This is a genomic window from Flavobacterium aquicola (assembly GCF_003385115.1).
Lineage (GTDB): Bacteria > Bacteroidota > Bacteroidia > Flavobacteriales > Flavobacteriaceae > Flavobacterium > Flavobacterium aquicola.
The window spans coordinates 449,730-471,435 of the sequence record NZ_QUNI01000003.1; the positions used below are offsets into that span (position 1 = coordinate 449,730).

A 21,706-nucleotide genomic window follows, 5' to 3' on the forward strand; every position below is an offset into this window, starting at 1 on the left:
TTATTAATTGTTATTTTGTTGAATTATCCTGATATCTTTTATACGGTCTGCAAAGAAACTACTTTTTTCTGGATATTTCAAAATTAATATTTCATAAGCTTGTATCGCTTTTTGATATTTTTTTTGTTCCAAATAAACTTTGGCTAAAGTCTCCGTCATTAAATAAGAATTATCTTCTTTGTTGAGGTCCAGGTTAGGAGTAAATACAACTCCGGGTTTTATCGGCGGAATTTTTGGACTGGTTTCTATAAACTTATCAATTAATTCTGCTTTTTTCTTTTTGCTGTCTTCAATAATCGGATCGGGTTCTATTTTTACAATAGGCTCCTTTTTTGGTTCTTCTCTTATTATAGGTTCTATTCTCGAAATCTGAAGCCATTGATGAAATGAATGTGTTTCTGATTTTGAGAAATCGATTGGTTTTCCAGCGTCTAATTTCTTTTCTGTTTCTGTTGTTTCCTCTTCAATTTTTGAAGGTAGAGCTTCTTTAATAGAGTCAAGAATTGATTGTTCAACATTTTTATCAATGTCTAATCTGTCAATAAAGAGAGAATTGTTATTAGCAGAATTGATATTGGCCTCTTTTATAGAAGTAAGAATAGAATGTTCCAAAGGAGTTGTCCTGATTATCGGGGTTTCTTTTTCGATAACTTGACTGGCGACTACAGTTATATTGAGTAATTCTTCTAACTTTTTTTCGTAGGTTTTCTTTTGAATTGCTGTAAACGATTCTGAAGTTATAAAATCAAACAAAACGCTACGGTCCGTGGTATGAGCAGCAACTATTTTTAGAGCAAAATTGTATTTATAGCTATTTTGATTGTAAAGCCCCTTTAGTCGTAACGCTCGCGCACTTTGAAAGAATGGAAATTCATCCAGTACTTTTTCTAAAGCGACAGTTTGAGTTTCGTCGATTTCTTCAGGTTGGTTTAATAAATAATTATAGCTGCTAATGTTCATTTGTTTAATATTCTATGTTCTAGAATTTAGTTTTCCATGTTAATAATCTAATTTTTTTCTGCTAACTGAAAACTACTTACTGATTACTCTTTTTAAAGTTACCATTTAGCTAATGATTCATTAAAAATATCCTGTGTAATTCTTTCAAAAATTTCTTTTACGGCTTCATCTTTTTTTGCTCCAGTCAATTGTTGGGTAGCAGGATAGTCGTGATAAAACTCAAAAGATTTTTCGAAATCATCTGCCTCTTTGTTCTTATTAGTAAACCTAACCTGTACTCTAATTTTTAATCGGTTTTGTGCTGCTTTTTGATCGGCAGTCGCTGTCATTGGACTAATGCGGTAATCAGTAATTTCTCCTTCATATGTTAAATCACCACTATTTTTTACTAATTGCAGATTCGTCTGATTCTGAATCAAGTCCTGTAAAGTTAAGGTAAAAGTTCGATCGATACCCGGTTCGATCAAATCGGAATTATTTGGAAAAAAGTTAACTTGATACGTTTTAGCATCGATTTTGCCTGTTCCTGTAAAGTTGTAAACGGAACAGCTATTGGTGATGAACAAAGTAACCAGAAGTAATAATGAATATGTTTTTTTCATGTGTGACAGTAAAATTCTAATTTAATGTGAGTTACTTAAAAAGTAAACTGTTTTCAAAAGTAATCTTTTTAGACCTTCTATTTTGTTTTTTACAAATCGAATTGTTTGATTTTTCGATATAAAGTGCGTTCCGAAATGCCTAATTCATCTGCTGCAGCTTTTCTTTTTCCTTTGTTTTTTTCTAATGACTTTTTAATCATTTCGATTTCTTTTTGCTCAAGCCTTAATATTTCTTCCTCTTCGATGGTTTCCGCCAGTAGATAATTGCTGGAATCTTGTTCTTCATAATCATCTTCTCGATTAGAATTAGGTAAGAATTGAGTTCTTGGTTCTTCTTCAAAATCTATTTCACTTTCCTGATCATCGGAACCGTATATTTTTTTGATAAGCGATTTATTAGTTTCCTGAACTTTGGAACTTCCGTTCTGCATTAATTCCAATGTCAGTTTTTTAAGATCGTGCAGATCACTTTTCATATCAAAAAGGACTTTGTACAAAATCTCTCTTTCGGTATTGAAATCGCTGTCGCCCTTTTTATCTTTTATTACTGAAGGCAAAGTGTTATTGTCTTCTGTAGGCAGGTAGGATTGCAGTGTGGCAGCATTAATATCTCTGTTAGTTTCTAATACGGATATTTGTTCGGCAACATTTCGTAATTGTCGAATATTACCGCTCCAGCGAAATTTTTGCAGAAGCAAAATAGCACTTTCGTCAAGTCGTAGTGGAGGCATTTTGTATTTATTGGCAAAATCGGCAACAAATTTTCTAAACAGTAAATGTATATCTTCCTTGCGTTCTCGCAATGGAGGCAGGACAATATCAACCGTACTTAAACGATAGTACAAATCTTCACGGAATTTACCTTTTTCGATGGCCTTAAATAAATTGACGTTGGTTGCAGCTACGATTCGGACATTTGTTTTTTGCACTAGTGACGAACCAACTTTTAAAAACTCACCATTTTCTAAGACACGCAGTAAACGTACTTGAGTAGTCAGTGGTAATTCACCTACTTCATCAAGGAAAATAGTTCCGCCATTGGCAACTTCAAAATACCCTTCACGCGTGCTGGTTGCACCTGTAAAAGCACCTTTTTCGTGTCCAAAAAGTTCACTGTCAATAGTTCCTTCCGGAATAGCTCCGCAGTTTACAGCAATGTATTTTCCGTGTTTTCGATGTGATAAGGAATGGATAATCTTTGGAATGCTTTCTTTTCCAACACCGCTTTCTCCGGCTACCAACACCGAAATATCGGTAGGAGCAACCTGAATGGCTTTTTCTATCGCACGATTAAGCTTTGGGTCATTCCCAATAATCTCAAAGCGCTGTTTTATTGATTGTACTGTATCCATTTTTGAAGGTTCAAAGTTTAAATGTTTAAACTGCTTACTTTAATGATTTTTATGTTTAATGAATTAAAAATTGCTCTAATTCGTTGTTTTTATTCTTTAATGAAAGTTTTTTACTGTTTTGGCTCTGCTAAAGTGTCTTTTTGAACGGTAGTTTTTTCAGTCTTATGTTTTGGGAAATAGGTTCTGATTAGATAGAACGTTGTTCCAAAAGCAACGATGAAAGTAATTAAAGCGATAAGTATATTTTTTCTAGACATATGAATGTTTTTTTATCTTTTGCCACAGATTAAAAAGATTAGCACAGATTTTTTAATCTTTGTTATAAAGCGTATCTTTTATATTGTAACGATTTTGTTTGAAAATTTACTAATAAGCCAATTTCCGATTCAGCTAATTTTAAATAATTTAGAACTTGAGCAATATGTTCATTCGTGAATTCTTTTACAGCTTTTACTTCCAGAATTTATGTCTTCATTTACAATGAAGTCGGCGTAGAACTTATGAGGCAATATTTTACCTTTATATTCAATCGCAAATTCTTTTTCTCTTTCAAATGGGATGTTATTTTCCTTAAATTCTATTTCTAAAGCATCTTTGTAAATAATTTCAAGTAAACCAGGTCCTAGAGTTCTATGAACTTCCATACAGATTCCAATAATATTATAAGTTTCATCTTCCCTGTAACCGTTCATACATGTTTATTTTTTAGCCACAGATTAAAAATATTAAATGGATTTTAAAAAAAATCTGTGAAAATCTTTTTAATCTGTGGCAAACTTTTCTAATTCATTTCACTCAATCCCACCGCTTCACCTTTCAGAGTTCCAGAGGTACAGGAAGTAATCTTCACATTTACAAAATCTCCGATTTTAAAATTCTCTTTCGGGAAAACCACTGTGATACTTTGTGAATTTCGTCCAGAAAACTCTTCTTTAGATTTCTTTGAAACTTTCTCAACCAATACTTCAACTGTTTTTCCAATATATTCTTCCGAACGGCTCCAAGCGTGTTTTTGCTGTAAGTCCACAATCTCTTGTAATCTTCTCGCTTTTGTTTCTTCAGGAACATCATCCTCCATTTTTCTTCCTGCCAAAGTTCCCGGACGCTCCGAATAACTGTACATATAACCAAAATTATATTTTACATATTCCATCAAACTCAAAGTATCTTGGTGATCTTCTTCTGTTTCTGTTGGGAAACCTGAAATCATGTCCTGTGAGATAGCACCATCTGGAATAATAGAACGAATTTTATCAATAAGAGTCATGTATTCTTCTCTCGTGTGCAGACGGTTCATTTCTTTCAAAATTCTGTTGCTTCCTGATTGAACTGGTAAGTGAATATGCTTGCAGATGTTTGGGTATTTCGCAATAACATGCAGAATGCTTTCATGCATATCCTGCGGATTTGAAGTCGAAAATCGAATACGCATTTTAGGAAAACCAACCGCAACCATTTCCAATAACTGGTCAAAATCTACTGCCGTTGCTTTTTGCATTTCGGTTGCATTGACAAAATCCTTTTTCAGTCCGCCACCATACCATAAATAGCTGTCTACGTTCTGTCCCAGAAGCGTAATTTCCTTAAATCCTTTATTCCACAAATCCTGAATTTCGTTCATGATACTTTGCGGTTCACGGCTGCGCTCACGTCCGCGGGTAAAAGGCACCACGCAAAATGTACACATATTATCACAGCCTCTAGTGATAGAAACCAATGCGGTAATTCCGTTGCTCATCAATCGAACAGGAGAAATGTCACCGTAGGTTTCTTCTTTAGACAATACTACATTTATCGCATCGCGGCCGTCTTCAACTTCACTTAATAAATTAGGTAAATCTTTGTATGCATCTGGGCCTACAACAAGGTCGACTATTTTTTCTTCGTCAAGAAATTTCTCTTTCAAACGCTCAGCCATACAGCCTAAAACTCCAACTTTCATCTTCGGGTTTGTACGTTTTACAGCATTGTATTTCTCTAAACGTTTACGAATCGTTTGCTCGGCTTTGTCACGGATAGAGCAGGTGTTTACTAAAACTAAATCAGCTTCTTCCAAAACTGAAGTTGTATTATAACCGCCATCCGACAAAATCGATGCTACAATCTCGCTGTCCGAAAAATTCATCGCACAGCCGTAACTTTCTATAAAGAGTTTTTTGGAATTCTCTGGTTTGTGTTCTAGGACAAGGCTGTTCCCTTGTTTGCTTTCTTCAATTATCTTTTCCATAAGGCATTTTCAAACCGCAAATATAAGGCAAAAACGATGATTATGACAAGATGTCAGCCTAAGAATTAACAAAAAAATGTAAAGAGAAAATAGAATAAAGAAAATAGAACAAGGGGTTAAGAATAAGAATTACTAATCGTTACACACATCATATGTCAAAATTCTGAAAATTGAGAATTTTATTTTTCAGATAATAATTTATGCAGTATATTTCGACAAAATATAATAATGAAATTTTCCTCCAAAAAAACACTGTTTATTTTTCTTTTTAGTATCACACTATTTGGACAAAAAAACATAGAACCTACCTTAGAAGATATCAGTTCGGCTAAAACCCTTAGGGCAAAATATGACAAAGACGATATTGCCATTTTAGAAAGCACCGAGAACATTTCTTTTGATTTGAATAAAGCCAAAACAAAAGTACAGGTCAAAAACTCCATCAAGGAACTTTTGATGAACATTAATCATAGAGCCGACATCAATAAATATGAGTTCTATGACAGTGAATCAAAAATCGAATCTTTCAGTTTAAAATACCGAAATCAGAAAGAAGCTTATTTTCCTGTAAAGGATGAGTTCTATAAAGATGATGACTTGTTTTATAACGATGCCAAAGTAATGTATATGACTGTCGATTTTCCGGTTCAGGGATATACTTATAATTATTCGCTTGAAAAAAAATATGAGGATGTTAAATATTTTACTTCATTGTATTTTAATGACGAGTATCCGGTTATCAAGAAAACGATAAATATTACAGTTCCTAATTGGCTGAACTTAGAACTCAAAGAATTCAATTTTGAGGCCGGTTCCATAGTGAAAACCGCTGTTCCCAATCCAGCTAACAGCACGACTACTTATACGTATACTGTGAGCAACATGCCTGCTTTTACAAAGGAAGAAAATACTCCAGGAAAAAGTTATTTGTATCCGCACATTTTATTAATTGCTAAGTCTTTTAAAAATAAAGAGACTGTGACGCCACTGTTCAATTCTACCGCTGATCTTTATAAATGGTATAAGTCATTGATCGATATGATGAAGGACGATCCAAATGTCATGAAGGAAAAAGTAAAAGAATTGACTGCCAATGCCAAAACTGACGAGGAAAAAATAAAAAATATTTACTACTGGGTTCAGGACAACATCAGATACATTGCTTTTGAAGACGGAATTGCAGGTTTCAAGCCTGATGAATCTAATAATGTTTTTGAAAAAAGATATGGTGACTGCAAAGGAATGGCTAATTTGAATAAGCAGATGCTAAAACTGGCAGGTTTTGATGCCCGATTGACCTGGATTGGGACAAAACATATTGCTTATGATTATTCCACGCCTTCGGTTGCGGTTGATAATCATATGATATGCACTTTGTTTTATAAAGGAAAAAAGTATTTTATAGACGGAACCGAAAAGTACAATTCGCTTGGTGAATATGCCGAACGGATTCAAGGCAAAGAAGTAATGATCGAAAACGGAGATGATTTTATAATTGAAAAAATTCCTTTATCGACGAGCGAAGCAAACAAAGAAGCTTTTACAGTTAAATTGAAAATCGATGGCGAAAAATTAGTTGGTACCAGTCATAAAGAATTTGTTGGAGAAAGCCGGACACAGTTTTTGGACATTTACCAATCTTTTCAAAACAATGATAAAAAAGAGACCTTAGAGCGTTATTTGTCCAAAAGTGATAAGAACATTGAAGTCAGCGCCATCAAAACTTCGGATTTAAAAAATAGAGATCAAAAGTTAACGCTCGATTATAATGTGTCAGTTTCTAATAAAGTTTCGGGTTTTGAAAATGAAATTTATGTTGACTTGGAATATATGAATGAATATAAACTGTTTGATTTAAAAGACCGAAAAACAGATTACCAGTTTAGATATAAAACGGATTATGAATCGAATGTAACATTAGAAGTTCCAAAAGGATATAAAGTAACAAAGCTGCCAGAGAATTTAAGTATTCAGGAAAAGGATTTTTCAGTACAGATAACATTCCAGCAAATTGGAAATTCCATTGTGTACAAAAAGGTGTTTAATTTTAAAAATGCAGTCATAAAAGTGAGTGACATTACCAAATGGAATAACTTCAATAAAAAATTAAATGCTATTTACAATCAGCAAATTACACTTGTAAAATAATAAGCTTACTATAAAATAACAAACCTACTATGAAAATTAAATTACTTTTACTTTTTACTCTAATCTGCTCGGCAATTTATTCTCAAGACAAGAATGAAATAAGGGAAATGTTTTGGGGTAAATCTGATATTTATAAAAACGAAACCAATACTCCAGAGAAATGGAAAAACGAATCGGCGGTCGTAATTTATAAATATGAATATTATAATTACAAAAACTCTGGGTCCAGTGTGGTTTACACTTCTGCAATTAGAAAAAGGCTAAAACTCCAGGATCAAGCCGCAGTAAAGGAATTTTCGGAATTTTCATTTAATGATAAGTTCTATTCAAAACTGGGTTATTCTCACAAAAAAGGGAGCGTTTTTTTTGGTGTGAAAATCATCAAACAAAACGGAAAGGAAATTGAAGTAGATGTGGAAAAGGAAGCAAAAAAGCTGGATGATGAGAAAAAAATAGCCATTACCAATTTGGAAATTGGCGATATCTTAGATTACTATTTCTACAGTCTTGAGCCTTTTGTGGCCACTTATAAAACATTTAATGCTGTCGAAAATACTTTGGGCGATGTTTATCCGGTTATGAATAAGAAGATTTCTCTTATTGCAGAGAATGATTTCTATGTAAATCTAAACAGTTATAATGGTGCTCCAAAATTTAAGGAAATTATAGGAAAGAAGAAATATATTAAGGAATATGTATTGGAAGCCAAAGACATTGAAAAAAATGATTTTCCAAGATGGTTTTATCCATTTGTAGAATTACCCTGCTATAAATTTCAGATTTATTTTGCCAGAAATGGCGGGTTTGCCAGTTACAAATGGGCTGATGTCTTTTTGCCGGAGGAAGATACTTATTTGAAACAAACAGTCAGCAAAGATGATATTTTTAAATATTACAAAGAAAAATATTCGGCATCTGGAGAGTTAAAACCAGTAGATGTTTTTCTGAAAGGCAAAAAATTTGACAGTGATGAAGATAAAATAAGAGCGGTTTACAATTTTGCAAGACACAGTTTTTACACACAGTATATTGAAGCAGCAATCATTGAAGATGCAAATATTTTTTATCCTTTCGGTTTGTTTAAAGATGAGGTTTATTTATCCAGTCAGCAGAGGTTTATTCAGTATTTTATGCTTTTTCTTAAAGACAATAAAATTGATTACGATATTGTTTTGGGAACCGGTAGGGAAAATGGCGCATTAGAAGATTTGCTTATCCGTGAAAACGTGAAGGTATTGGTGAGAGTAAATACCAAAACACCTATTTATTTGGAGTATTTTGATTCTTTTACTGATGCAGGAAGTTTTGACCCTAGTCTGGAAAACACAAAAGCTTACATATTAGAAATAGAAAAAAATAAAAAGATCACAAAGGCCGATTTTACCACTTTACCATCAACAACTGCAGATGATAATGTGACTAAGGTAGTTTCTGAAGTTTCATTAAATGGAGATTTTTCTGCTTTGAACGTAAAAAGAAATTCATCTTTTTTTGGTCATTTTAAAAAGGATGAGCAGAATGAAAAGGTGAAGTTTTATGATTTTCTTGATGAAGATTATTCGAAGTACGGAACAGAAAGAATTTTGGATAGAGTAGGGAGCAAAAAGAAACAATTACAATACAAAAAGGAATTTGATGCCTTAGTTAATAAGGTAAAAGATAAAAATAAGGAAGCTTATAAAAAGTCTCTTTCAGAAGAGTTTGAATTTGAAATTGAAGATCCAATACTGAAAGTTATTAATACTGGAAGATTTGGAGACAAAACTCCTTTGGTTTGTGAGGAAGAATTTGCCATAAAAAACAATTTGCTCAAAAAAGCTGGAAGCAACTATATTGTTGAGATTGGAAAAATATTGACAAACCAAATTGAAATTGACAAGAAAGAATTGGAACGTAAGAACAATGTTTATATGCCTTTTCCAAGAAGATTTGAAAATCAGATAGTTTTTGAAATTCCAAAAGGATATTCTGTTTCGGGAATAGATAAATTGAATAAGAATGTAACCAATACAACTGGTAAATTTACTAGTAAGGCTGTTGTAAAAGGAGATAAGCTAATTATAGATGTTGTAAAACAGTATGATAATTATTATGAATCCAACAGTAATTGGAGTAAAATCATTTCGTTTCTAGAGTCTGCCTATCAGTTCTCTCAGGAAAAGATTCTGTTAAAGAAAATTTAAGTTTATACGGTCAGATAATTTAGTAAAAGCCTCAATTTATTGGGGCTTTTAATTTTTAAACAAGACTTTCTGTTAGGTAATTAGGGTTAATTAAACCCGAAATTCTTTCAATAAAAACCCATTTGCCAGAGTCTTAAATTGGGCTAATTGATTTTGAATCCAATTTTCATCATGACCTAATTCTTCTGCTAATAAATACGCCACTTTATTTGAGCATTCAATTGAGGCTCGTGCATCCAAAAACAGCAGACGCACACGTCTAGCCAAAACGTCCTCAATCGTTGCTGCCATCTCATTTCGAATAGCCCAGACCACTTCGGCTAAGGTGTGATCATAGTTAGGGTGAAGGTTTTGTTTGAGTGCTGGTTCGCTTTTCTGCAATTGAAGAATAGCTGAGGCATCCGTACCATAAACTGATAGATGATTTTTAAAATCGGTTACACGGTTTTTGCTATTTCCATGAATGTGCAGATTTTTGGTTTTGCATTTACGTTTTGGTAATTTGTGTACTTCTATTGTTTTGTCTATAATATCTTCAGCAATTTTTCGATAAGTGGTCCATTTACCGCCAGTGATAGTGATTAATCCAGTTTTAGAAACTATAATTTTATGGCTTCTGGAAACTTCTTTAGTGTTTTGCCCTTTTTTTTCGGGTGCGACCAAAGGTCTTAATCCTGCAAAAACAGAAAGAACATCAGCCCTTGTTGGTTTTTTTGTTAAATATCGTTGTGATGTTTCCAGTACAAATGTAATTTCTTCTTCTAAAGCTATTGGTTCAAAATCTGATTTTTTGACCAAGGTATCGGTAGTTCCAACTACAATTTTATCATGCCATGGTACTGCAAAAAGAACTCTTCCGTCACTCGTTTTCGGAATCATTAAAGCATGGTCACCAGATAAAAATGATTTGTCAAATACTAAATGGATGCCCTGACTAGGAACAATATACTTTTTGTACACAGTATCGTTCATTTTCATGATTGCATTAGTAAAAACGCCCGTTGCATTAATTACAGCTTTTCCTTTAATTATATATTCTTTTTGAGTTTCCTGATCGATAGCTATAATGCCAATGATTTTGTTTTTGCTGTCTTTTAATAGTTCACTAACCTTAAAATGATTGAGGACACAAGCTCCTTTTTCTATTGCAGTCTGCGCGAGATTAATTGCCAGTCGAGAGTCGTCAAACTGACCATCGTGATAGAGTACACCGCTTCGCAGGCCTTTTTGTTCTATCGACGGCAGCTGTTCTATTGTTTTTTGTTTGGATAAATATTTTGAAGTCCCAAGACTTAAGTCGCCTGCTAAATGGTCATAGAATTTTAATCCCAAAGTATAAAATATACCGCCCCACCAGTTGTAATTTGGAATTATAAACGATTCATTTTTCGCGAGATGTCTGGCGTTTTTCATCATCAACCCCCTTTCTTTCAGAGCTTCTATAACCAAGGCTAGATTTCCTTGTTCCAGATAGCGAACACCTCCATGAATTAATTTGGTGCTGCGGCTTGAAGTTCCTTTTGCAAAATCTATTGCTTCCAGAAGTATTGTTTTAAAACCTCTGCTGGCAGCATCAACAGCTGTGCCTAGTCCATTTGCACCTCCGCCAATAATTATGATGTCCCAAGTTACTTCTTCCGCGAGTTTGTTTAGCTGTTCCTTTCGATTCATTCTAGTTTTGTGTCAGTTTAGGTTTGGCTGTTGGTAGTAAATTTAATGAAATAATTAAATGGTTTTGCTTTTGGAAAAACTAATTCTGAATTGGGTATTATATATAGGTATAAAGATTTACCGATTATAAATTAAAAATTAGGCCTAAAAAAATATCTGGTGAAACTAATTTTGAAATAAACTATCTAAATTTCTTCAAACACACATGATAATGTAATTACAATAATAGTTTTTCTATTTGATGTTTTTACAGCAGTGCCTCATGTAGGACGTCAGGAACCCCATGCATGGGGTTCTTGACGTCAAATTTGGCGTTCCAGACGTCAAAAATGGGGTTGTATAACGCCATGCATAAGGTTCTCGACCTCAAATTTGGCGTTCCAGAGGTCAAAAATGGGGTTGTATAACGCCATGCATTGGGTTCTCGACGACAAATTTGACGTTCCAGACCTCAAAAATGGGGGTTATTTCGATACAGAATGATATTTTTTAAAAACAAATAGTACAGTTTTCAGTTTGTTATTGTTTTATAAATATAATTAATGCGTTTATGGCTGTAAGTTGATGAATAATTTGTTTTTGGTACTAAATATTGATTGTTTCTCACATTTAAAGTGCATTTAAAATCAATGAAAGGCTGATATTTAAAAAAAAAAATTACTTTTGCGATTCAAACAAAAGCAAAATGGCAAAGAATTTAGTGATAGTTGAGTCCCCCGCTAAAGCGAAAACAATCGAGAAATTTTTAGGAAGTGAATATCAGGTGGAGTCTAGTTATGGTCATATCGCCGATTTACCTTCAAAAGAAATAGGTGTTGATGTAGAAAACGGATTTACACCCAAATATGAAGTTTCCTCAGATAAGAAAGCATTAGTGTCCAAGTTAAAAACTTTAGCTAAAAATGCCGATATGGTATGGTTAGCAAGTGATGAGGACCGCGAGGGTGAAGCTATTTCTTGGCATTTGGCGGAAGAATTGAAACTTAAAAAAGAGAAAACCAAACGTATTGTTTTTCATGAGATTACTAAGACCGCAATTCTTAAAGCGATTGATAAGCCTCGTGAAATTGATTATAACTTAGTAAATGCGCAGCAGGCTCGAAGAGTATTGGACCGTTTAGTTGGGTATGAATTGTCACCGGTTCTTTGGAGAAAAGTAAAAGGCGGTTTGTCAGCTGGTCGTGTGCAATCGGTTTCTGTTCGATTGATTGTAGAGAGAGAACGTGAAATTCAAAATTTTACCCCTGTTGCATCTTATTCAGTTGTGGCTGAGTTTACAAATGAAAGCGGGAAATCTTTCAAAGCAAAACTCCCAAAAAATTTTAATACTAAAAAAGAAGCCGAAGATTTCTTAAAACAAAATATCGGTTCTAAATATAAGGTAGCAGATTTAGAAACTAAACCTACCAAAAAATCTCCGACAGCTCCATTTACGACTTCTACTTTACAGCAGGAAGCTGCCAGGAAATTATATCTGCCTGTTGGAATTACTATGCAGTTAGCTCAGCGTTTGTATGAAGCTGGACTTATCACCTATATGAGAACGGATAGTGTAAATTTATCCAAGGATGCTATGGATGCGGCTCAGGCAGAAATCATTAAATCTTACGGAAAAGAATTTTCGTTTCCCCGTACTTTTGTAAATAAAAGCAAAGGAGCACAGGAAGCGCACGAAGCGATCCGTCCTACGGATATGTCTCGCCACACTGTGGATATTGACAGAGATCAAGCCCGTTTGTATGATTTAATCTGGAAAAGAACTTTAGCTTCCCAAATGAGTGATGCTAAGCTGGAACGTACTAACGTTAAAATTGAAGCCAATAATCACGATGAAATTTTTACTGCTTCGGGAGAGGTTTTGCTTTTCGAAGGGTTTTTAAAAGTCTATCTTGAAGGACATGATGACGATGAAGAAGAGCAAGAAGGAATGCTTCCTGCGATGAAAGTGAATGAGAAACTTCAAAATAATTATATTACTGCAACCGAAAGATATTCCAGAGCTGCTGCCAGATACACAGAAGCTTCTTTGGTGAAAAAATTAGAAGAGCTGGGAATTGGCCGTCCTTCAACTTATGCACCAACTATTTCTACTATCATCAACAGAAATTATGTTGAAAAAGGAAATTTAGAGGGTCAGGAAAGAAATTATACTCAATTGACTCTGCAATCCGATAAGATAAACGAGAAGTTGCTAAAGGAAAATACAGGTTCTGATAAAGGAAAGCTTGTGCCTACTGATATCGGAACGATTGTTACCGATTTCTTAGTTAAGAATTTTGGAAACATTTTGGACTATAATTTTACTGCCAAAGTAGAACATGATTTTGACGAAATAGCCGAAGGAAATATTGAGTGGACTAAGATGATGCAGGAGTTCTATAATCAATTTCACCCTACGGTAAAAGATGTTGAGGCAAATGCCGATAGGGAAAGCGGAGAACGCATCCTAGGTGTCCATCCAGAATCGGGTAAGCCAGTTTCGGTTCGTTTAGGTAAATTTGGACCAATGGCTCAAATTGGAGATGCAGAAGATGAAGATAAAAAGTTTGCCAGTCTTAGACATGAACAAAATATTGGTAATATTACTTTGGAAGAAGCTTTAAACCTGTTTTTGCTTCCAAAGAATTTAGGTGTATATAAAGGAGAAGAAGTAGAAGTTAGTAATGGTCGTTATGGTCCTTATGTGAGACACGGAAGTGTTTTTATTTCACTGCCAAGAGGAGAAGACCCGCTTGATGTTTCAATGGTTAGAGCTCAGGAGCTAATTGATGAAAAAGCTATTGCTGATGCGCCGATTGCTGTTTATAAAGGAGAAGGTGTTCAAAAAGGGACTGGCCGTTTTGGTCCGTTTATAAAATGGAATGGTATTTTTATAAACGTAAGCAAGAAATATAATTTTGATAATCTTTCACAATCAGATGTAGAAGCTTTGATTGAAGATAAACTGCAGAAAAATATTGATAAAGTGCTTCATAATTGGGAAGAAGAAGGGATACTAGTAGAGAAAGCACGCTGGGGACGCTCAGTGATTACAAAAGGGAAGATAAAAATTGAACTAAGTAAGGATGTCGATGCAACAAAATTAACATTGGCTGAAGTACAGGAAATGATTGCTAAAAAGACTCCGGCAAAAAAGGTGGCTGCAAAAAAAACAGCTGCAGCTAAGAAGCCTGCCGTTAAAAAAGCAGCGGTTAAAAAGAAATAAATAAGTTAGATTCAATTAATCTTAGATTTTTCTAAGGCAATAGAAATAAGTATAAAGATGGAGTTTGATTTTTTAGTACCATTAAATAATGAAATACTAAAGTACATACACGAATTGTCTGCGCAGCATTTGGGCAGTAAAATTGTATTACATACAGATGACTCAGTTCCTGATTTAGATAGAATTAGTATTGCAATTATCGGTGTGCTTGATAATAGAGGAGACCGAAATGCAAAAACAGATGTAGATTTAAATGCTGTACGAAAAGAATTGTACGGTATGTTTCCAGGTAATTGGAAGGTAAGTATTGGTGATTTAGGCGATGTCCTTGCTGGTAATTCAGTAGAGGATACCTATTTTGCAGTAAAAAAAATAACTTCTGGTTTAATAAAAAGGAAAATTATTCCAATAATCATAGGCGGGTCGCAAGATATAACCTATGCGCTTTATAGAGCTTATGATGATTTGGAGCAAATGGTTAACTTGGTTTCTATAGATAGTAAGTTTGATTTTGGGAAAGAAAATCAAGATATCAGTGCTAATTCTTTTTTAACAAAAATTATTATTGATGAACCCAATAACTTGTTTAATTTTTGTAATATTGGATATCAAACATATTATAATTCCCAAGAGGAAATAGATTTGATTGAAAAATTGTTTTTTGATGCCTATCGATTAGGTGAGGTTTCAAGTAACATTTCGATTTCAGAACCCGTTTTTAGAGATGCTGATTTAGTGAGTATCGATTTAAATGCTGTAAAATCTTCCGATTCGGGTAATTTTGCTGCTTTTAATCCAAATGGTTTTAATGGGAAAGAAATATGTTCTTTGGCTAGATATGCTGGTATAAGTGATAAAGTAACGTCATTCGGTGTTTTTAATCATAATAATTCACGGCAGGAATCAGTAATTATTGCTCAAATTTGCTGGTACTTCATTGAAGGGTATCATTATCGTTCAAATGAATACCCTTTTGGAAGCAGAGATAATTATTTAAAGTATATTGTGCCACTGGAAGAAGAGGATTTAGTCTTTTATAAAAGTGATAAAACAGATCGATGGTGGATTGAGATACCTTACATAGTAAGTGTAAGCAATAAATTAAAGAAAAACACGTTATTACCGTGTTCGTACGAGGAATATTTGGCAGCTTGTAACCAAGAAATGCCAGAAAGATGGTGGAAAGCACAGCGTAAAAACAACGTATAAAAATTTAACATTTTTTAAATTAACAATTTTTTATTAAAAATGTTAATTTTATGGCAATAGTTAAAATAATTACGTAATGCTTACAATTTTTTTAAAAGTGTGTTTTTTGTCGTTCTTTTTTAACGCTTGAGCGATAAATTATTTTTTTTTAAGAATTTTTAACATACATTTGACCCAATAATTTTAGACTCTAAAAAAAATTGTTTTTTAAATAAAAAATAAATAGGTTTACAGTCTGATAATAATGAATAGATAACCCCAATTTTTATGAAGAATTTCATTGCATTTACGGCAATTTTAACAGTGTTAATTAGCTGTGGCAGATCAAGCGACAAAGGTGAGTTGGTTGGTGTAAAAGGAGCAAAATGGCATCCTGAAAAACCTTATGGAATGACACTAGTGCCTGGTGGATCGTATATCATGGGTAAATCTGATGATGATGTCGCTAATGTTGGTGATGCGCCAACAAAAACAGTTACTGTTAGGTCATTCTATATGGATGAAACAGAAATTACAAATAATGAGTACCGTCAGTTTGTGGAATGGGTAAAAGATTCTACGATCCGTCTGCGTTTAGCTATTTTGGCGGAAGACAGCGGTCAAGGTGCTGCGACAGGTGCAGCTGGTAAAGGAAAAAACACTGGAAGCATAGCAGATTATTCATTCAAGGACTCTGATACAGAAAAAATGACAGCGTATGATAAATACATGTTTGACAACTATTATAGTATCGGAACAGACAAGGATCCAAATGCTTATAAGAGATTAAATAAAAAGACAAAACTTATAAAAGATTCTAAAAAATTCCCAGATGAATATTATGTTGAAGTAATGGATTCTATGTATTTGCCTTTAGAAGCTTCCTATAATGGTTTACGAACTATGGACGTAAATAAGCTTAAATTCCGTTATACTTGGATGGATATACAAGCTGCCGCTAAAGCTAAAGTCGGTAAAAGACAAGATTTTCTAAAAACTGAAGAGGTTAAGATTTATCCTGATACTACTGTTTGGATAAAGGATTTCAGCTATTCTTATAATGAACCAATGCATAATGATTATTTTTGGCACAAAGCTTACGGAGAATATCCTGTGGTAGGTGTTACTTGGAAGCAAGCCAAAGCTTTTTGTGAATGGAGAACATTGAATAAAAATAGTTATTTAAAATCTAAGAAAAGTCATTATGATAATGTAAATTCATTCAGACTGCCTACTGAGGCTGAATGGGAATATGCTGCAAGAGGAGGTTTAGAATCTGCTACTTTTCCTTGGGGTGGACCATATACAAAAAGTGATAGAGGCTGTTTCTTAGCTAATTTCAAACCTAATAGAGGAGATTATGCAGCTGATCAGGCATTATATACTGTTGAAGCGAAGTCTTACGAACAAAATGGTTATAATTTGTATAATATGGCAGGTAATGTTTCTGAATGGACTGATTCTGCTTACGATTCAAATTCATATGAATTCATGTCTACTATGAATCCAGCAATTATAGATAATTCTAACAAGCGTAAAGTTGTAAGAGGAGGATCTTGGAAAGATGTTTCTTATTTCTTACAAGTTAGTACCCGCGCTTTCGAGTATTCTGATTCTGCAAGAAGTTATATTGGTTTTAGAACCGTGCAGGATTATATGGGAACTCAAACAACTAAAAACGGCAAAAAATAAATATTCCCTTAAATCAATTAATAAAAATAACCTATAAATTAACTTTAAAATTTTTAAAAGATGGCATTATTGAGCAAAAAAGCAATGAATTTCACCTATGGTATGGGAGCGGCAGTAGTAATTATTGGAGCACTTTTTAAAATACAGCATTATCCTGGAGCAAGTGAATTATTAATAATTGGTCTTTGTACTGAAGCTTTTATTTTTGCTCTTTCAGCATTTGAACCTGTTGATCACGAATTGGATTGGTCTTTAGTATATCCAGAATTAGCTGGTGGTGAAAAAGCAGTAAAAAAAGAAGTTGTTTCTGACGATGCAGATGGAATGTTATCTTCAAAATTAGATGCTTTATTAAAAGAAGCAAAAATCGATGGTGAATTAATGAATAGCTTAGGAAGCAGTATTCGTAATTTTGAATCAGCTTCAAGAAATATTTCTCCAACTGTTGATTCAATCGCTGCAACAAAAAAATATAGTGAAGAACTATCTATGGCAGCTGCACAAATGGAATCTTTAAATAGTCTTTACAAAGTACAATTAGAAAGTGCTTCTAGAAATGCTGAAGCAAATAAAGAAATAGCTGAAAATGCAAGTAAATTAAAAGAGCAAATGCAATCTATGACTGCTAATATTGCTTCTTTGAATAATGTTTATGGCGGAATGCTTTCTGCAATGAGTAATAAAGGATAATTAGTTTTTTAACTATATTTAATTTTAATAATAAACTAATTAGAAAAAATGGCAGGAGGAAAATTAACCCCTAGACAGAAGATGATTAACCTTATGTATTTGGTTTTCATTGCAATGTTAGCATTAAATATGTCCAAAGAAGTTTTATCTGCTTTTGGATTAATAAACGAAAGATTCGAAACTGCAAATGGTTTAGCATTAACTTCAAATGAAGCTATTTTAGCTGATTTAGATCTTAAAGCACAAGATAAACCAGAGCAATATAAAGTACCGAATGAAATTGGTAAAAAAGTTGCAAGTGCTACTACTACTTTCTACAAATATGTTCAGTCTCTTAAAGTAGACTTGACTAAAGATGTTGAGAAAGAGCCAGATGGAAAATTGCCATATGAGAAAATGGATAACTCATCTAAGTTAGATGAATCTTGGTTCAGTGGTGATGGTTTATCAGCTAAAGGTAAAGAAGTTGCTGCTGCTGTAGAAACTTATAAAGCATCAATTAAAGCCGCTTTAGGTACAGATCCTAAATTTCAAGACATTTTAACTGAGTTTAATACTAAGTTTAATACAGGTGATGTTAAAGATAAAGAAGGTATTACTAAAAATAATTTAGATTATAATTTTAAACATTTTCCATTAATTGCTTCAGTTGCAAAATTAACAGCTATTCAAAATGATGTTAATACGATTGAAAACCAAATTTTAGGAAGATTAACTGGTTCAACAGCTGTTGCTGCTGCATCGATGAAAAATTATACTGCTATTGTTATCCCTGAAAAATCTGCTTTCTTTGCTGGAGAAGCTGTAAAAGGAAAAATTGTTTTAGGACGTTTTGATAAATCTACAGTTCCAACTAAAGTTGTTGTTAACGGAGGGAATTTAAATTTAGCAACAGCATTGCATGATGGTCAAGTTGATTTTAGTTTTGGTGCTGGAAATGTTGGAGAACACGACATCAATGGTAACTTTACTTTTATGGAAGACGGGAAACCAGTTGCAATTCCAATTTTAGGAAACTATGTAGTTGTACCAAAACCAAACTCAGCTACTATTTCTGCTGATAAAATGAATGTAGTATACAGAGGTGTTATTAATCCGATGACAATTTCTTTCGCAGGAATTTCTCCTGATAAAGTTAGTGCTTCTGCACCAGGATTATCTTCTGCTGGTAAAGCAGGAAGTTATAACATGAACCCTGGTCAAGGTTCTGAAGTTGTAATTAACGTTACAGGAACATTGCCTGATGGTTCAAAGGTGTCAGATAAAAGATCTTTTAGAATTAAAGGTATTCCTGCTCCAGTTGGTGCTATTGGTGGTGAAATGGGAATTGTTAAAGGAGCTAAATCTCGTTTAGAAGTTTCACAAATCTCTGCTAAATTACCAGATTTTGATTTTAATGTTAACTTGAATGTTGTTGGATTTACTTTAAAAGTTGCTGGTCAAGCGGCGGTAATCGTGTCTGGTGACAGAGTTAATGCACAATGTAAAACAGCTTTAGCAAGAGCAACAAGAGGAGATCAAGTTACCATTTCTGATATCAAAACTAAATTGGTAGGTTCTGATATTATGCTTTCAAGAACAGCAGTAGTAATTTACGAAATACAATAATATTTAAGTTGAAATTTCAAATTTCATTAACTTAAATAACTTAATAATTAATAAGATGAAGACTAAAAATTTAGTAGTAGTTATTGCATTAGTTGCAGGGAGTTTTTCTTCATTTGCACAGTCTAATTTGCTTAATGCTAAAACACCTGAGCAAATTGGTGTAAAAACTAAATCTCAAGTGTCTCTTGATAATGATAAGCCTTTAGCTTATGGTTATGTAGATGATAGAGATATATTAATGGGAAAAACTACTTGGGAAATAGTAGATTTGAGTGAAAGATTTAATTTCCCTCTTTATTTTCCAATCGATTCTACTAATATAGGAAAAGACAGAAGATCATTATTTGATGTTTTAATTAAAGGTATTAAAGCTAATAAAATAACTGAAGTATATGCTGATGATTATTTTAATACAAAAAAAACATTCAAAGATATGAGCAGTTCTTTTACTTACATTGATACCACAAATGCTGGTAGAGAAGAAGTAAATGCCAATAGAGATTTGTATTATCCAAAAGCTAAACCCTCGATTACTTATAAAACTGTTAAAGGTAAAAAAGTAAAAGTTGTTGGTCCTGCTACTGTTCCTGTTGCTAAAGTTTTAGATCCGCAGTTTATTGATAAAAGAGAACTTACATCGCAAGATATTACTGGTTATAAATTAAAAGGATATTGGTATTTTGACAAACGTCAGAGTGAATTAAAGTATCGTTTATTAGGTATTTGTCCAATTGCTCCTGAGGCAAGAGAGGTTGGAAGTGAGAATCCTGATTATATTGATTTATTTTGGATTTTTTATCCATCCATTCGCGATTACCTACACCAGTATTTAGCATTCAATGAAAAGAATTCTTCTATGCCGATCTCTTTTGACAGGATTTTAGATTCACGTCAATTTAGTGGTGTCATTTACAAAGAAGAAAATGTTTATGGTGACCGTTTGATTACAGAGTATGTGAATGAAAATGCTTTGAACCAATTATTGGAATCAGACAGAATTAAAGATAAAATTCGTGATTTTGAGCACGACATGTGGAATTACTAATTTCATAAATAATTTTGAAAGAAACTCTTACTTTATTCAAGTAAGAGTTTTTTTGTTTGTTTAAATATTTTTTATTATTCATGATTGATTATATAATTGTTGGATCTGGTTTGGCTGGGATTTCATTCTGTGAGACTGCTCTTAAGCAAGAGAAAAGTTTTGTAGTTTTTAATAATGACTCTCAAAATTCGTCTAAAATTGCCGGAGGATTATATAATCCTGTTATTTTAAAACGGTTTAGTGAAGTATGGGGAGCTCAGGAACAATTGGAATTAATGGCTGATTTTTATTCTAATTTGAGTAATAGAATACATGATAAGTTCGATTTTAAAACACCTATATTAAGAAAGTTTTTTTCTATTGAAGAGCAGAATAATTGGTTTGCAGCTTCTGACAAAGTAGCCCTTGCTCCCTTTTTATCTACTTCTTTATGTTTTAATAAATACGGTGGCATCGATTCTCCCTATGGTTATGGTGAAGTATTGCAGACTGGATTTGTTGATACAGCATTATTATTATCCAAGTATCAGGAATATCTCGAGTCTTTAAATCTTTTAAAGTTAGAATCGTTTGATTATGATGCTTTAATTATTGAAAATGACAGATTGATATATAGGGATCTTGAAGCTAAACATGTTGTTTTTGCAGAGGGTTTTGGTCTTCATGCAAATCCTTTTTTTAATGAACTTCCATTAGATGGAACGAAAGGAGAACTATTTATAATTAAAGCACCTAATCTGGAACTTGATGTTATAGTGAATACCAGTGTTTTTATTTTACCATTAGGAAATGATTTGTTTAAAGTGGGAGCAACCTATAATTGGAAAGACAAAACGGATCTACCTACTGAGGAAGGAAGAATAGAATTGACAGACAGGATTAAAGAGATTATTTCCTGTGAGTTTGAAATAGTAGAACATTATGCAGGAGTCAGGCCAACTGTAAAAGATAGGAGACCTTTAGTAGGAACTCATAAGGATTATAAAAATGTGCATGTGTTGAACGGTTTGGGGACACGGGGAGTAATGCTAGGACCAGCAATGGCTAAAGCATTATTTGATAAAATCGAAAGCGATGTTTCGCTTGATAAGGAAATTGATATTCTTCGATTTTACAACAAACGGAAAAAGTAGTT

General features: G+C 33.4%; 17 protein-coding genes. 9 read left to right on the forward strand and 8 right to left on the reverse strand.

The annotated features are described in order from the left end of the window. Positions 1-3 precede the first annotated feature (3 nt). The 7 genes from C8P67_RS07140 to miaB all read right to left on the reverse strand — a co-directional run bounded on the left by C8P67_RS07140 (position 4) and on the right by miaB (position 5,141). Complete coding sequence (locus C8P67_RS07140) at positions 4-960, reverse strand: tetratricopeptide repeat protein (RefSeq protein WP_115811782.1); 957 nt, start codon at positions 958-960, stop codon at positions 4-6. Positions 961-1,058: 98 nt separating this feature from the next. After that, the gene (locus tag C8P67_RS07145; protein ID WP_115811784.1) at positions 1,059-1,562 is read right to left on the reverse strand and encodes an LptE family protein; all 504 of its coding nucleotides are present in this window, start codon (positions 1,560-1,562) and stop codon (positions 1,059-1,061) included. Positions 1,563-1,651: 89 nt separating this feature from the next. Beyond that, entirely contained in the window at positions 1,652-2,914 is a 1,263-nt protein-coding gene (locus C8P67_RS07150; protein ID WP_115811786.1) for a sigma-54 interaction domain-containing protein, read from the reverse strand. A 110-nt stretch (positions 2,915-3,024) separates the two neighbouring features. Beyond that, positions 3,025-3,171, reverse strand: a complete 147-nt coding sequence (locus C8P67_RS22070) for a hypothetical protein (protein ID WP_170141425.1) — start codon at positions 3,169-3,171, stop codon at positions 3,025-3,027. Positions 3,172-3,233: 62 nt separating this feature from the next. Beyond that, complete coding sequence (locus C8P67_RS22435; protein WP_317125444.1) at positions 3,234-3,377, reverse strand: GxxExxY protein; 144 nt, start codon at positions 3,375-3,377, stop codon at positions 3,234-3,236. Next, entirely contained in the window at positions 3,340-3,606 is a 267-nt protein-coding gene (locus tag C8P67_RS07155) for a GxxExxY protein (protein WP_317125443.1), read from the reverse strand. Before C8P67_RS07155 ends, C8P67_RS22435 begins: the two co-directional genes overlap by 38 nt. Before the next feature lie 89 nt (positions 3,607-3,695). Next, entirely contained in the window at positions 3,696-5,141 is a 1,446-nt protein-coding gene (gene miaB / locus C8P67_RS07160; RefSeq protein WP_115811788.1) for a tRNA (N6-isopentenyl adenosine(37)-C2)-methylthiotransferase MiaB, read from the reverse strand. A gap of 228 nt (positions 5,142-5,369) precedes the next feature. Between miaB and C8P67_RS07165 the strand changes: the two genes are divergently transcribed. Beyond that, positions 5,370-7,289, forward strand: a complete 1,920-nt coding sequence (locus C8P67_RS07165) for a transglutaminase domain-containing protein (protein ID WP_115811790.1) — start codon at positions 5,370-5,372, stop codon at positions 7,287-7,289. Positions 7,290-7,318: 29 nt separating this feature from the next. Continuing rightward, entirely contained in the window at positions 7,319-9,472 is a 2,154-nt protein-coding gene (locus tag C8P67_RS07170) for a hypothetical protein (protein ID WP_147298206.1), read from the forward strand. 90 nt (positions 9,473-9,562) lie between these two features. Here the strand turns inward: C8P67_RS07170 and C8P67_RS07175 are convergent, their stop codons facing one another. Then, the gene (locus C8P67_RS07175) at positions 9,563-11,143 is read right to left on the reverse strand and encodes a glycerol-3-phosphate dehydrogenase/oxidase (protein ID WP_115811794.1); all 1,581 of its coding nucleotides are present in this window, start codon (positions 11,141-11,143) and stop codon (positions 9,563-9,565) included. A 685-nt stretch (positions 11,144-11,828) separates the two neighbouring features. Between C8P67_RS07175 and topA the strand changes: the two genes are divergently transcribed. The 7 genes from topA to C8P67_RS07210 all read left to right on the forward strand — a co-directional run bounded on the left by topA (position 11,829) and on the right by C8P67_RS07210 (position 21,704). Further along, entirely contained in the window at positions 11,829-14,348 is a 2,520-nt protein-coding gene (gene topA / locus C8P67_RS07180; RefSeq protein ID WP_115811796.1) for a type I DNA topoisomerase, read from the forward strand. Between the two features lie 57 nt (positions 14,349-14,405). Then, the gene (locus C8P67_RS07185; RefSeq protein WP_115811798.1) at positions 14,406-15,557 is read left to right on the forward strand and encodes a formimidoylglutamase; all 1,152 of its coding nucleotides are present in this window, start codon (positions 14,406-14,408) and stop codon (positions 15,555-15,557) included. A gap of 267 nt (positions 15,558-15,824) precedes the next feature. Further along, on the forward strand, positions 15,825-17,228 hold the full coding sequence (gene porK, locus C8P67_RS07190; protein WP_115811800.1) for a T9SS ring complex lipoprotein PorK/GldK: 1,404 nt from the start codon (positions 15,825-15,827) through the stop codon (positions 17,226-17,228). 60 nt (positions 17,229-17,288) lie between these two features. Beyond that, positions 17,289-17,918 (forward strand): type IX secretion system motor protein PorL/GldL, encoded by a 630-nt coding sequence (gene porL / locus C8P67_RS07195; RefSeq protein WP_115811802.1) that lies wholly within the window; start codon positions 17,289-17,291, stop codon positions 17,916-17,918. 48 nt (positions 17,919-17,966) lie between these two features. Next, entirely contained in the window at positions 17,967-19,526 is a 1,560-nt protein-coding gene (gene porM / locus C8P67_RS07200; RefSeq protein ID WP_115811804.1) for a type IX secretion system motor protein PorM/GldM, read from the forward strand. 55 nt (positions 19,527-19,581) lie between these two features. Next, positions 19,582-20,571, forward strand: coding sequence for a type IX secretion system ring subunit PorN/GldN (gene porN / locus C8P67_RS07205; RefSeq protein ID WP_115811806.1), 990 nt, complete (start codon positions 19,582-19,584; stop codon positions 20,569-20,571). Between the two features lie 80 nt (positions 20,572-20,651). Beyond that, the gene (locus tag C8P67_RS07210) at positions 20,652-21,704 is read left to right on the forward strand and encodes an NAD(P)/FAD-dependent oxidoreductase (protein WP_115811808.1); all 1,053 of its coding nucleotides are present in this window, start codon (positions 20,652-20,654) and stop codon (positions 21,702-21,704) included. Positions 21,705-21,706: the final 2 nt, after the last annotated feature.